A 15,628-nucleotide genomic window follows, 5' to 3' on the forward strand; every position below is an offset into this window, starting at 1 on the left:
TCCTGATTTGGATAAATACATAATCGTTTATAACTTAGAAGTATTGCCAACTCCATACAGGAAGCAGTTATAACACGCAATTCAGCAGCCTGCATAAATATTGCGCCCCTTGCGTTTTACTGGTATAACATTTACAGGTAACAACCAGCCTTGAATGTTATTCCAAATGTTTACTTATTAATATAACCATTAGCGTATTTCCTTTGAAATAAACCAGAGAAAATCGAAATCTTGACCGTTGACCCATCATACAAAAAAAATTTCGGTACTGCGGCAACTTACACCTTAGGTCAGAAAAAGCTGCATATCCAATTACCGGGCAGGTTACTGCTACGGGCAGTGGTTGTGCTGTACCTGTGTTTATCGCACAGCCACCCCGCATGCTCGCAGGATCATCCTGCAAGGCACTTTCCTTTGGTAACAGTAGCCGTGAAAAATGTTTCCTTTGATGAGCTGATACAGGTATTGAGAAAACAAGTGGCATTCCAGTTCTTTTATAATAGCAGCCCGGACAAGCTGCCTGGCCCTATCAGTCTCCACCTGAAACAGGTACCGTTAACAATGGTACTGGATAGGGTATTACAAAAATACAGGTGGGAATACCTGGTAGATAAAAATATTATTATTATCAGGCCGGCGGTTGATAGTGACGATAAAAACAAACATAATACCGGCGTTACGTTTATGCCTGTGTGGGTATCCGGTACCGTCACCGGCGAAGATGGTAAACCGGTGTGCCGTGTTAGCGTAGTGGATGTTAACAGCGGTAAAGGTGCGCTGACAGATGAAAATGGTGTATATAAACTGGAAACACTGCCTGGCATAACATTGCTGTTTTCCTGTCTGGGCTTTGAATGCAGCAGGGTACTCATAAAAGCAGATACAGTGCTGCCGGTACGATTGAAGAAATATTCACAGGCGGTGAATGAAGTTATTGTCACCGGTTACCAGCAGGTAAAGGGATGGGAGATGACAGGCGCCGTTTTTAAAACAAAAATGGAAGCGCTGCGCATACCGGGCATTAACAGGATAGACCAGGTCCTGCAGGGACGTATCCCCGGCGCAAGCGTAATAACACCGTCAGGCGGCGTAGGTGCTGCTCCTAAAATACGTATCCGCGGTACTTCTACCGTGCTGGGCAACCGGGAACCTATATGGGTGGTAGATGGTATTGTACGGGAATCTCCCTACCCGTATAAAACGGAGAACCAGGTGGAACTCATGAACGTTACAGACAGGGCTGCAGTACAGGCAGGGCTTAGCATATTTGGCAATGGTATCACTGGCCTCAACCCGGATGACATAGCAGAGATAACGGTACTTAAAGACGCGTCGGCTACAGCTATTTATGGCTCCAGGGCCGCAAACGGTGTGATTGTTATCACTACAAAAAAAGGAAGGACCGGGCCTCCGCAATTCAATATCCGTACAGATATAACGGTAACGGATAAACCGGGTTATAAAAATATGAACCGGATGGATGCTCCGGAGAGAATAGCCCTGTCCAGAGAAATTTTTGACAAAGGCATCATCTACCCGGATGATGTGCTGCCGCGTATAGGTTACGAAGGGGCGCTCTTTCGCCTGCTGAACAAGGAGATCCGCCAGGAGGACTTCAACAGCGAAGTAGCACAACTGGAACGGAATAATACAAACTGGTTCAATGTATTGTTCAGGAATGCTGTTTCCTTTAACTCCTACGCAAGTATGAGTGGTGGAAACAAACGGATAAGTTATTTTGGCTCACTGGGCCGCACAAACGAAAATGGCAATGCTATCGGCAATGAAATGAACAGACTAAGTACCCTCTTCAAAGCAGATATTAAACTACTGAAGTTCGTTGACGCAGGTATTAATTTCAGCAGTACTACCTATCGCACCAAAGGCTTTTTTGATGGCCTGAACCCGTTTGAATATGCCTTAAACACAAACCGGGTGCTTAAAGCAGATGAACGTTATTACGCCAGTTTAGGGGAAACCTATATACCTGCTGATTTCTTATATAACAAACCGCTGCTGCGGTTTAATTTTTTGAATGAGCTGGCTCATTCCGGTAATACCAGCACCAGCAAATCCATCAATGCGGCTGTTAACCTTAATGTCAGGTTCGCACAAAAATTCCGCTGGGAATCCGTATATGCGTTTGGGTATGATGCCACCAACAACAGGCGCTGGGCAGATGAACGCTCATTTGCGGCGGCTCTTTTACGCAAAGCGAACTATGAGGATGTATATGGCAGCGGTGCCGGTATCGCCGATATTAATATATGCAATACAGACGCCATTGATAAAAAAAGTGTTACCTGGCGTAATACGCTGCATTTTTACCATGCAGCCGGTAAACGGCTGCAACATGATATCAACGCTATGGCCGGTATGGAAGTGCGCAGGAATATATACGAAGGACAATCACTGAGTGCTGCTAACCCAGGCAATGATACCAGCAGCAGCCCCATTGCTATCAATTCTATATTTAATTTTTTGTCTTTTTATGGGAGCACTTCTTATGCTTACCGGCAAAAATATATTGTCAGTTTTAATGCGCGCACCGATGCCTCCAATCGTTTTGCAGCAGGCTCTCATCATCGTTTTAACCCGGTATGGTCTGCAGGGGTTCGTTGGAATATGAAGCAGGAAAAATGGCTCGATAAAACACAATGGCTCGATAACCTGGCACTGCGGGCTTCTTTCGGCTATCAGGGTAATACGGTAGAATCGATTTCCCCCTATTTGCTGGCTACCAATGTGAACCCGTCTTTTGATCCGTATACCGGCCAGCATTATCTGGGCATCAAAAATTTACCCTATACCGATCTTCGATGGGAAAGAACGCGTAGTGTAAATACCGGCATAGACGTGGCATTCTTCAGCAACCGGCTCAGGATAGTATGGGATTATTATTACAAAGTATCTTCAGATGTGATCGTGAAACAGCGCGTGCCGGAGGAATATGGTGTTGCTGATTCGTTTATAAACGGCGGAGAAATACATAACAAAGGGTGGGAGTTAGCCTTGGGCTGGACAGCTACTAACGGGAAAAAGCTGGGTTGGGAGCTGCAGGTAATTGCAGGGAGGAACAACAACCAGGTTTTTGATGCACGCACCAATGCAAGGCTGGTATCACTTGTAAAAGGCAACGCTATTGTTAACGGAAAGCCGGTGGGCAGCCTGTGGTCTTTCCCTTATGCGGGCCTTTCTCCTAAAGATGGTCAACCTTTATTCAGATACCTGGACATAGATAAAGATCGGGAACGCTTGCTGCACGGTAGCCCCACCGACTACCTGGTGTATAGCGGCAGCAGCGAACCCGTTTTTTCAGGTGGACTTCATTCAACATTGTATTACGGACGTTTTTCACTGGCTACCAGCTTTAACGTGCAGCTGGGATATAACGTGCGCCTCAATCCGTTGATGCAGGCGGGTTCGGGAGGTTATTACCGGCCGCCTGCTCCTGATAAAAATGCAGGTAAAGAACTGACTGCGCGATGGCAGCAACCCGGTGATGAAAAACTGACCAACATTCCTTCCATTTACTCCTTCCAGTATTATCCTGTTGCCTATTCCATCGGTAAATATTTTGGTGATCTCACCCTGAGTAAAGATGGTAATACATTATATCGCTATGATCTGTATAATTATAGTGATCTCATATCAGTTAATGCCGGCAATTTGCGTTGTAACTATATCACAATAGGATATCAGCTGGTGAATAAAAATACAAAATGGGGGAGAGGAGTCACCAGCGCCGATATTTCGATAAGCGTTAATAATGCCTTCGTGATATGTGATAAAAGGTTGAAAGGACAAGACCCTGAGATACAAAGTATGTCAGCAACAGAAAACACGGCCACGCTGCCTCGTTACCGGAGTTATGTGCTGAGTATTAACCTGCGGTTATAAGACAGATGAATACTACTATATTTCTGAAATATGAAAAGATATATAAAGAAACATAGAAAAAAATATGGAAGGTATGCCAGCTGTATAATGTTTATGGTGATGCTTTTTCTCAGCAGTTGCACCAAATTCCTGGAGCAGCCATCACCGGATGAGTTTAAGCCTTCTACTGTGGCAGACCTTCAGAAAATATTGATGTATGAAGGGTATCCGGTACCTAACCGGTCGTTTCATCCTTATGCCAGCCTGTTGGACGATGATATCAAATGCATTGGCCGTGATGAAGGCGCCAGCAACTGGAGACAGGGGAAACCCGCCTTTACCTGGAGCAAAAAAATGTATAGCGAAATGCAGCTGAACGGGGATAATGATCCGGATACCTACGGCAAATATTATCAACGGATCAAAGGGTGTAATGTAATACTGGATAACGTGCAACTGGTAAAAGGCAGGCAGGCTGAAAAAGACCAGCTGGAAGGAGAGGCAATAGCCTTAAGGGCTTATTATTATTTCATGCTGATTAACCTCTACGGATGGCCGTTTAACGATTCTCTACATACGCCGGATAAAGCATTGGGTGTGCCACTGGTATTGTCAGGCAAAGTAGCAGATGCCTGTTTACACCGGAATACAGTATTACAGGTATACAACCAGGTGGTGAGTGATATTACAAGGGGATGTTTACTGCTGGAAAAATCAGACAGGGAGCCGAATGTTTTCAGCATGAACAAATATGCAGCCTGGTTGCTGGCCAGCCGTATATTTCTGTATATGGAAAACTGGGATAACGTGATGATGTACAACGACAAACTGCTGGCCGCACGGTTTCAGCTGGAAAACATGCGGTTTTGGGCTTCCATATCGAATAGAGACACGGCAGATAAATCCCAGGAATGTTATATCAATCCGTTCAATAAGGAAATACTTTTTCTATATGGTTGTGTAGATGAATATAGTTTGCTTGGATTGAGCAGGTTCAATGCTACTCCCCGCTACTGTGCCTCTGATGCGTTGAATGCATCTTACGAAAAAGGAGACCTTCGTGCGGATGTTTATTTGAATGCCTGGAAAACGACCGGCGAGTTTTCAAAGGTAAATTATAAAGCACACCTGGGTAAATCTTTTCGCTTACCGGAAGCTTATCTCAACAGGGCAGAAGCATGTATCAGAAAATATATACAGCAGGGAGACGGGGCGTTGCTGCAAAAAGCGGTGGCTGATCTCAATCACCTCCGGCAGTACCGGTTTTCAAGCAAAACTTTTGTTCCTGAAACAGCTGCCGGATATTACAATAATCCGCAGCAGTTGTTGCAGTTATGCCTGGGAGAGCGCAGACGTGAGCTATGTTTTGAGGAACAACGCTGGTTTGATCTTCGTCGTTTAGGTATGCCTGCCATCACACATTTTTATTACACGGATGAAAACAAAAAACCTGTCGCTTACCAGTTGCCCGAAAAAAGCAATAGCTATGTGCTCCCGATACCGGATATGGCATTGGTGAATAACCCGTTGCTGGAGCCCAATCCCTGATGTAAAAACTATCATAATGCGTTTATTGAAAATGCTGTGCAGCTGTGCTGTATTTGTTTGCCTGTTGCCTGCCTGTAAAAAAAATGACGACAACAGCACCCCCTCAAAAAAACCGGGCACCTATTATCAGCTGCCACAGGGCAATGCAGCTTTTGATCAACAGATACTGGACTGGTATAAAAAATATGATACTTATGTGCTGTACCGGTTCACAGAAAAAGAATTCAAATACGGCATAACCGGTTTCTATCCGCAAGCCGTACTGTGTAAAACAGCTGATACCACATCTATGCCTGCCGCTATAAATTTCCTGAAAAACTATTGGTTCAGTTTTTATACAGATGATTTTCTCAAAAAATATCTGCCGTTCAAAATACTGCTGGCAGGATTGATGATGGAATCAAACAACGGGTTCGACACTACTAATATACCTGTTACCCGTCCTATGGCGGGCCTTGATTATATCATCATTCCAAATGTTGACAGTAATTTCAATAAAATGTCCGGCCAACAGCGCCAAACACTAAAAACATATCTTAACATTATTTTCCTGAAATCACTTTTTTTCGGCAGCTCTGATTTTACGCCAGCCAAACTGATTCCCCCTGCTGCATTTTTTGAAGTGAGCCCTTATGATAAAAAAGGATTAACAGATACAGATAAGTATCAATACGGATTTCTTGCACTTGCAACTGATAATAATAATCAGCTGGTGGTCCCTGGTAAGTATGATGATTTTGCCGTTTACCTGGAAACGATCATCAGTACACCGGAATGGAAACTGTCTGCCACACTTTTATCAACAACTACAGATACTAACGGGCTTATAAGAAAGAAATACAATATCCTTATCGGTTTTTTTAAAGAACAATATAAAATAGATATCCGGGCTATTGCTGATAAACAGGATTAAAGCGCCTGTTTATCAGCGTTATATTCTTTTTTAATTTTTCTCTGTTGTCAATTGACCCTTTTTGATTTGAGGATCGTCTTTAATATTGAAAGGTGCTTTAAATGACGGAAGAACATTTTCTATTGGACACCACGTAGAAAGCCACAGATGAGGAAAGAGATTGTAAATAGATGTCAGGTGCAACCGGTTGCAGATGTAGCTGTGAAAGATATTTTCCTCCGGCTTCATACCATTACGGCACCCGTTTTATTGCTGGCCCTTGCTACGGGAAGCTGGAAACATTTCACAGGTACCAGTCATCACCCGGCAAAGATTGTCCGCATTGTTCCGGGAAATAATGCACCGGGAAAAGGAGAAAAAATCAACCAGGATACGCAGGCAAATGTTACTGTACACTTTTATACATTTCCTGCCGGCGTTTATAAGAAAGAATAAAAGGACAGTTGAACTTTCAGGAGTGAACAAAATGAATATAGACTTATATGCCAAAGGCCCGGTTTCAGCGGCGCCGTAGAACAATGAACCATTTTTATTTATCCACTTTTAAACAATGAAAAACGATGATAAGCTAACAGATCATCGGGAGGCCATAAAAAACCGGAAGTGCTTGGAACCACTGCCGGCGAATGTTTGGTTTGCCGATAAAAGACGCTCTCACTAAAAAAGACATCTACACATCAATCAAATCCAAAACCTAATTAAGGTATGCATCTAATCGTACAGGGCAAAGTTTGCCTTTTAGAAAGGCTTTTGCCGGTGAAATTGCGGAGGGTTATAAAATTGACAACCATTTTTGTGTTTATGGGAACATTTATCCTGAATGCGAAAACGTTTTCACAACAAAGTGTAACCATTTCGGGTAAAGATCTCACATTCAAACAAATTTTCACCCTCATTGAACAGCAAACCAGTTTTGCAATAGTATGTGATAATTCCTTATTGGATAAGATGAAGCCGGTTTCGATTTATGAAACAGAAGTGCCCTTAACAGTAGCACTCGACCACTATCTGAAACATACAGGACTTACTTATGCTATACGGAACAAAGTAATCATCATAAAAGATGAAACCGTTGATCATAGTCCGAAAGAGCCATCTATCTCCCCATCTCCGGCAGCAATTATCCGGGGTATAGTCAGAGATGAAAAGGGCAACGCTATTGCAGGAGCTTCGGTACTTATTAAAGGCAGCGATTTCCGGAAAGGAATTGCCACCAACGCACAAGGTGAGTTTTCATTGGAAAATGTTCCTCCCGGCACTTATACACTGGAGGTGACCATCATCGGTTATAGTAAGTATGAAAAAAAGATAACCGTAAATGGTCCTGTTGCCCTGTTGACGATCTCCCTTTCTCCTTCCATCAATAGCCTTACGGAAACAGTAGTGGTGGCATACGGCACACAAAAGAAAACAGATCTTACCGGTGCAGTAGCTGTTGTAACAGCAGAAAGATTCAAAGACAGGCCTGTAACCAGCGTTTCTGCGGCGCTGCAGGGAACCATGCCAGGGGTTACCATTACACAAGGTAGCGGCCAGCCAGGCAGGGATAATGGTACTATCCGTGTACGTGGTGTAGGTACATTAAATAACAATAATCCGCTTGTAATTGTAGATGGACTGGCTGCCTCCATGAATGATGTGAATCCGGATGATGTTGAATCTGTATCCGTATTGAAAGATGCAGCGTCGGCAGCTATATATGGTTCAAGGGCAGCCAATGGCGTTGTATTGATCACTACTAAAAAAGGCAGAAGAGGGGGTACACAAATTACCTACAACGCTTATGTGGGCAAACAAACGCCAACTAATCTTCCTAAGTATTTACCCTCCTGGCAGGCTGCTACCTTATTGAATGAGGGGCTGGCTAACGAAGGTAAAGCGCCAAGATATACTGCCGCAGAAATACAAAAATTTAAAGATGGCTCCGATCCGGATAATTATCCCAATGTAGATTGGGAGAAATTGTTTTTTCAAGGGAGCGGTATACAGCAAAACCACTACGTGAATTTCAGCGGAGGAACTGATAATACCCAATACCTGGCATCTTTGGGCTATATAGATCAATCGGGTATTATACAAAATACCGATAACAAACGTTATACCGCAAGGTTTAACCTGAATACGAAATTGTCAGACTGGGGTGTTTTTCATTCCAATATTGCTTATACTATAGGAGATTTTAAGGAGCCTACGAATCCTTATACAGGTGGATTTACCCAGTATTTCAGGGAAATGTCGCGTGTAACGCCTATGTTCCAGTATAAATATTCAAATGGTGTGTATGGCGCTTATCCCAACGGGAATCCCATGGCATGGCTGGAGTCAAATCAGCTGAATAAAATACAATCCCAGAATTTTGTAGGTAATACAGGCCTGGATATTAATATAGTTAAAGGCCTTTCTTTTAAACCTACTTTGGGCTATACCGTATTGTCAAGTCAAAGGAATGAATTTATAAAAGACATACAATACTATAACTGGAAAACTGGCGCGAAAACCATTTATCAGGGGCCTAATTCATTGACGGAGGAAGATGATAAAACAAATATAGTTACACTCCAGGCTGTTTTAGAATACGAAAAATCCCTGAAGGATCATCACCTTCATGTGCTGGGCGGCTACTCGCAGGAGTATACCAATTTCAGTCTGTTGAAAGGATACAGAAAGAATTTTTTAAATAATAATCTGAATCAGCTGCATGCAGGTTCGTCAGACGGGCAAACCACCGATGGACAAGCTTATGAAATTGCCTTGCAGTCTTATTTTGGAAGGATTAATTATGATTACAAAGGGAAGTATTTGTTAGAAGGAAATATTCGTTTGGATGGTTCTTCCCGGTTTGCAAAAGCAAATCAATGGGGTAGTTTCCCCTCCCTTTCAGCAGGATGGAAAATATCTGAAGAAGATTTTTTTCAAAATATAAAGAAAGCAGTACAGAGTTTAAAAATAAGAACTTCCTGGGGCAAATTGGGTAACCAGGTGTTAAGCTCAAGTACAAATAGTTATTATTCGCTGTATTATCCCGCTATTTCTACGCTGGAAGCTGGTCAGAACTACTCTTTAAATAATACGATCGCTGGCGGTGTAGCAAATATTGCCGGGCCTAATGAAGCTATAAAATGGGAAACTACAGAAAGTTATGGAGTAGGTATAGACGCTGTATTGCTGAAAAATAAATTAACCTTCAGTGCTGATTATTTTGTCCGGAATACATCCGATATTCTGCTGGGACTTCCTGTGGGAGCACCTTTCGGATTAACTGCGCCACAACAGAATGGTGGTAAAGTGAAGAACACAGGGTTTGAATTTATTACAGGATATAACGATACCAAAGGTGATTTTACTTATGGGGCTTCCTTAAATGCTTCTTTCATCAAAAACACCGTCACTGATCTGAAAGGTACAGGGCCCATCATAACATCTCCTACTTTCTTACAGGAAGGTTATCCTGTTAATTCCTTCTATGGCTATATAGTAGAAGGTATTTTTAAAACACAGGACGAAGTAACCAAACATGCTAAACAAACAGGCGGAAAAATAGGACCGGGTGATTTCATGTATAAAGATGTGAACGGCGATGGTAAAATTGATGGATCTGACAGGGTTTATCTTGGAAGCCCTTTTCCCAAAGTGACCTATGGTGCTAATTTTAATGTTGGCTGGAAACAACTCGACCTCGTGGTTTTCTTTCAGGGCGCTGCAGGCGTAAAAGGTTATATAGGCGGTGCTGAATTAGGCGGACTGGGAGATGTAGTAGGCAAACCTACCAGTTTATACTGGCAACGCTGGACACCTGATAATCCTTCCGCTACCATTCCCCGCGCACTGGCCACCAGCCGGCAGAATGAAGGTTTGGGCACTCCTTCATCAGCATGGGTAAAAGATGCCTCGTACCTGCGTTTAAAAAACCTGCAATTGGGATATAATTTTTCTACAAAGAACATTGAAAAGGCGGGCATAAAAAAAGCAAGGGTTTATTACAGCGGTCAGAATATACTTACGCTTACAAAATTTGCAAAAGGTTTTGATCCTGAAGCCCCGGTAGGCAGAGGAGATTATTATCCGCAGGTATTAACACACACACTGGGTCTGTCTGTAACATTTTAAAAATGGTTACAAGCAAGTTTGACTATCAAAATGTTTATTATGAAAAAATACTTTTGCTATATCATAATTGTTGCAGCAGCATTATCTTCCTGCAAAAAAGATTTTCTGCAGAGAGCCCCGCTGGATGCGCTGAGCGACGCAACATTCTGGAATTCGGATAAGGATGCTATTGCGGCTGTAAATGGCTGCTATAAAGGATGGGAAACCGGTTACAATATTATTTACCTGGATTGCGCAGCTGACAATTCTTATAACCCGTTTCCATGGGAAGGATATACGGATTTAGGGAGCGGATATGCTACACCTACCAATGGGAATATTGCAGTTCGCTGGGATTTTACAACTGTCCGTAAATGTAACGAGGTATTGGAAAATATTGGTAAACCTAAAATGGATGAGGACTTACGAAAACGTCTGAAAGCAGAAACAAGATTTATCAGGGCGTACCAGTATTTTATTATGAACCGTTTGTATGGAGATGTACCATTGGTTACAAAAACATTAACCATACAGGAGGCTAACACACAATCCAGAACAGCAGGAGCAGACGTGGTGAAATTTATCTTAGATGAGTTAACAGCCATTGCACCGGACCTGCCTGTAAGTTATTCGGGGTCTGATAAAGGCCGTATTACCCAGGGGGCAGCATTGGCGCTGAAAGCAAGAATAGAATTGTATCAGGGCATGTATGATGCGGCTATTGCCGATTGCCAGCTGGTGATGAAACTGGGCTATGATCTCTTCAGAAGCACGAACAGCTACCAGGATCTATTCCGGATCCAGAATAATAATAATATTGAAGTGATACTGGATGTGCAATACAAAAAAGACGATAATCCATTTGATATTGTGGGCATTATGTTACCTGCTTCTTTAGGAGGATGGTGCTCCCTTAATCCTAACCAGAATTTAGTAGATGCCTATGAAATGACTAACGGAAAAACTATTGACGATCCAACATCCGGTTATAATCCTAATGATCCGTATAAAAACAGGGACCCAAGACTGTCTGCCTCTATTCTTGTGCCGGGCGCTAAATATGAAGGCAGCTATTATAATCCTATTCAAACAGGTGCACCTGATTTTTATTCGCCTTACGGTAATTCAAAAACCGGTTACCTGGTAAAAAAATTCGCACCATTTGTGTCAGACTACGCCGATATATGGAACACGGGCCTGAATATTATGGTAATACGTTATGCAGAAGTATTGTTGACTTATGCAGAAGCCAAAATAGAGAAAGGTAGTATTGATGGTTCCGTGTATAACGCAATCGATGCAGTGAGGACCCGGGCTGGTATGCCGGCCACTAACCAGGCGGTATATAATAACCAAACCAAACTGAGAGAATTGATCCGTAGAGAAAGACGGGTGGAACTCGGACTGGAAGGATTACGCTGGTTTGATGTACAACGCTGGAAGATTGGTCCACAGGTAATGCCAGGGCCATTAATGGGCGCACGTTTGGGCACTGTTAACCCAAATAATGGTGCGCTTGCACTCACACCGGAAAGAATTAAAGTAGAAGACAGGGTTTTTGATATCAACAAAAATTATTTATGGCCTGTTCCTCAAAAAGAAATAGACCTGGATAAAAACCTGAAACAAAATCCAAATTATTAATTTTTCATGTCCTATAGTTAAACTGGTTCTAAGATCAGAGAGGGAAGTTTCTACTTCCCTCTTTTTCTCAGCTTTATTAAAAAACACCAACTTAATGTCGCCATCTTCAATAAGTGTGAAAACATCAAAACAATATCTCACCAAACAATCTTTTGCTTTGTTATTACGCACTGCATTTTTATGCTGGATATTTTTCGGGACATCAGGCTTAAAAGCAGCAGATACCCTTTCTTTAGCAGGTAAATGGGCATTTCAGGCTGATCCTGAAGAGGAAGGACTTGCCCAAAATTGGGCAAATAAAACATTAACAGGCAGTATCATGTTGCCCGGCAGTACAGATGAAATTGGTATAGGAAATCAATATCCCATATACAAGTGGTCTAATATGCCAAAGGCTGCAGGCTATCCGGACAGTATAGATATTGGCAGCTTTACGCGTATTCATAAATATATCGGTATAGCCTGGTATCAGCGCGAAATTGAAATACCTGCCTCATGGAAAGGGAAACATATTACCTTAACCCTGGAACGCGTTCTTTGGAGTAGCCGTATTTTTATTGATGGCAGGGAAACAGGGAAATCAGTAGATTATCTGAGTACCCCTCATATACATAGCATCGGGGCATTAACGCCCGGAAAACACACGCTAACCATAAGGATAGATAACAGGGAAATTTACTCCATTGGCAAGGCAGGACATAGTTACTGCAATCATATGCAATCTATCTGGAATGGAGTAGCAGGCCGCATGGAATTAACTGCAAGGGAGATGGTGGCTCCTGTATTCATTCGCGTTTTCCCATCATTTAAAGATCGCAGGATTAATGTAGCAACTACCTTGCAAAATGATAGCCATAAAAATATTTTCTGCCCGATTTCAATTGTAATCAGAGAAAAAAAATCTGGTAAAGTAGTGGCAAATTATCAGGCAGCAATTGAAGTAAGGGTTGGTTCATCTGTTCATCAGCAGGAAATTTACTTATCAGCAACGCCACTGCCCTGGGATGAGTTTACACCGAACTTATATACCGTAGAAGTATCCATATATAAAAAGAATGCCAGCCAAAAAATAGTCACGGATGTTGGATTTCGGGATATTGGAAGCAATGGAACACACATCACTGTAAACGGAAAATCTTCTTTTATCCGGTTTAGTCATGAAGGCATGCATTTTCCACTAACCGGTTATCCTGCTACGGATATCGCTTATTGGTTGCGCGTTTTCAAAGTGTATAAAGATCATGGCTTAAATGGAGTGCGGTTCCATTCCTGCACCCCACCTGAAGCAGCCTTCCAGGCAGCAGACCAGTTGGGCCTCTATCTGCAGGTGGAATTTTTTTGGCAGGATAGCTGGATGGGAAATCCATCGGTTTTTGGAACAGGAAAAAATAAGGAGCTCGATGCTTTCGCCTGTCGTGAATTCCGTAATGCACTGGATGCATACGGCAACCATCCTTCCATGATGCTGGTGCTGTATGGCAATGAATTGGGAGTGGATTTTAAACTGTGCAGTAAGTGGCTGGGCGAAGAAAAAGCGTATGACCCCCGGCATTTATACGCAGTAGGTGCAGCACATGAAGTAACTCCCAATGATGATTTTGTAGAATACGGAGATAAAGCTTATGATAAAAAAACAACGGCCAGCAATGATTGGGATTATCAAAGTTATTATACGTCGGAAGGATATACTTACAGCGCGCCCGCTATTAAACGAGGTACAAAACCAGACTTTGTACACGAAATGGGGCAACAGGTGGTGCATCCTTTGTGGAGTGAAATTGAGTCATATAAAAAAGGACCTTTCCGCTTGTGTAATTTAGCATACTTCCGTGAACTGGCCAGCAGAAGTGGGGTAGATAAACAAGATACCATATTTCAAAAAGCGTCCGGACAGATGAACCGCATTTTTATGAAATCAGATATTGAAGCAAATCTCCGCAGTGCTGATGCTGCCGGGTACTCTATGTTATCTATGGTAGATTATCCGGGGCAGGGTGAAGCCTATGTTGGTTGGGTAGATGCTTGCTATAAACAAAAAAATTTCCTCACATCCGAAAAATACCGTCAATATGGAGGGCATACGGTACCACTTATCCGCACGCCGAAATTTGTATGGCAGCATGGAGAAACATTTCATGCCGAAGTAGAAATTGCCAACTATGGACCAGCTGATCTGGTAAATAAAGAGTTGATGTGGCGTTTTAAAGATGAAAAAGGTAAAACTGTAGCGCAGGGAATATTGGCCACTACTACTATACCACAAGGCTCACTTACTGCTGTTGGAGAAATTGAAACATTGCTTACCTGCAGGAATGATAAAGGGGAACATCTTAATTTGACCCTGTCACTGAAAAATACAGACTACCATAATGAATGGGATATTTGGGTATTGCCTGAAATACCTGTGGAGAAAGGGTTTCCAGCTAACGTTATCATCACTACAAAAATTGATGAGGCACTTGCTGCCCTGAAAAAACGACAAAGCGTTTTATTGTTCGCTAATAAATTGGGTGATATTACCAACACCATGTACTGCCGTTTTAAACCTGTATTTTGGTCGGCCGTATGGTTTACGGATGATTATTGTCAAACCTTGGGCGCCGTTATCAACCAACAGCATCCTTCCCTGGACAGGTTTCCAACAAATGATGTGATGGACTGGCAATGGTTAGATGTTTTTGAAATACAGGGGCATGGGTTTAACCTGCAGGGATTGCCCCTGAACTATCAACCCATTATCCAGCCCGTAAATGATTTTCATTTTGGCAATAAATTAGGGCTGCTGTTTGAACTGAAAACAAAAGACAACGGAAAGTTATTGGTTTGTGGTTTTAATCTTACGGATGATTTGGAACACAGACCGGCAGCCCGGCAACTAAAACATAGTTTACTTTCTTATGTCAGTTCTGCTAGGTTTAATCCAATGCAGGAAGTAACAGAAACGTGGCTGAGCCAGACCTTTGCGGATAATTATGCGCCAATCGCAAAACCGGCAGAATTTGAAAATGCTTTTCTTTATGTAAAAGCCGGCAGCCATCATCCGCTGGTAAAAGGAAATACTGCCTGGAACACTGACGTGGATGCTGTTGTGAAGGATGGTGGTTATGATTACAAAGTGGTATGTGACGGTGTTTGGAAAGATGAGAATGGTGCTGCATGGTATGCAAATGATAACCTGCACATTGAAATTATGGTGGCTTCGCAAAAGCGGATGAGGTTGAAGGTTAAGCTGCATGATTGGAATCAACAAGGGTGTGCCTGTGTAGTTACCTGCGAAGATCATAGTCCTGTAACTGTAGAAAATCAAACCGGAGGTAAATGGGTTACTTTTCCTATAACAAGAGAAAATTGTTTAGATGGTAAACTTATTCTTGATATTAAGAAAAAATCAGGCACAAATATCATGGTGACTGACATTGCACTTACTCCGGGAGAATAAGCATAAATCTTAATCCCGGATCCGGTGTAGATACTTCCCCCAAAACTTGGATAAATCTAATAAGAAATAAACGCTTAGGATTGTCTAATCCGGAGCCTTTCTTTTTGCTTACAATCCTG

7 protein-coding genes are annotated in these 15,628 nt (G+C 42.5%); all 7 read left to right on the forward strand.

All coding sequences use genetic code 11. The annotated features are described in order from the left end of the window. Positions 1 to 231: 231 nt before the first annotated feature. Entirely contained in the window at positions 232 to 3,900 is a 3,669-nt protein-coding gene (locus CLV51_RS26615; protein WP_106531157.1) for a SusC/RagA family TonB-linked outer membrane protein, read from the forward strand. A 30-nt stretch (positions 3,901 to 3,930) separates the two neighbouring features. Beyond that, a complete protein-coding gene (locus tag CLV51_RS26620; protein WP_106531158.1) occupies positions 3,931 to 5,427 on the forward strand; it encodes a RagB/SusD family nutrient uptake outer membrane protein in 1,497 nt (498 codons plus the stop codon). A gap of 16 nt (positions 5,428 to 5,443) precedes the next feature. Beyond that, complete coding sequence (locus CLV51_RS26625) at positions 5,444 to 6,340, forward strand: zinc-binding metallopeptidase (RefSeq protein ID WP_106531159.1); 897 nt, start codon at positions 5,444 to 5,446, stop codon at positions 6,338 to 6,340. Positions 6,341 to 6,487: 147 nt separating this feature from the next. Beyond that, the gene (locus CLV51_RS26630; RefSeq protein ID WP_158267163.1) at positions 6,488 to 6,775 is read left to right on the forward strand and encodes a hypothetical protein; all 288 of its coding nucleotides are present in this window, start codon (positions 6,488 to 6,490) and stop codon (positions 6,773 to 6,775) included. A 366-nt stretch (positions 6,776 to 7,141) separates the two neighbouring features. Then, positions 7,142 to 10,447: a SusC/RagA family TonB-linked outer membrane protein gene (locus CLV51_RS26635; protein WP_158267164.1), complete on the forward strand. Its 3,306-nt coding sequence runs from the start codon at positions 7,142 to 7,144 to the stop codon at positions 10,445 to 10,447. Positions 10,448 to 10,486: 39 nt separating this feature from the next. Continuing rightward, entirely contained in the window at positions 10,487 to 12,070 is a 1,584-nt protein-coding gene (locus CLV51_RS26640) for a RagB/SusD family nutrient uptake outer membrane protein (RefSeq protein ID WP_106531237.1), read from the forward strand. Between the two features lie 94 nt (positions 12,071 to 12,164). Next, positions 12,165 to 15,509: a sugar-binding domain-containing protein gene (locus CLV51_RS26645; protein ID WP_106531162.1), complete on the forward strand. Its 3,345-nt coding sequence runs from the start codon at positions 12,165 to 12,167 to the stop codon at positions 15,507 to 15,509. The last annotated feature ends 119 nt before the right edge of the window (positions 15,510 to 15,628 follow it).

It is taken from the genome of Chitinophaga niastensis, assembly GCF_003014755.1.
GTDB lineage: Bacteria > Bacteroidota > Bacteroidia > Chitinophagales > Chitinophagaceae > Chitinophaga > Chitinophaga niastensis.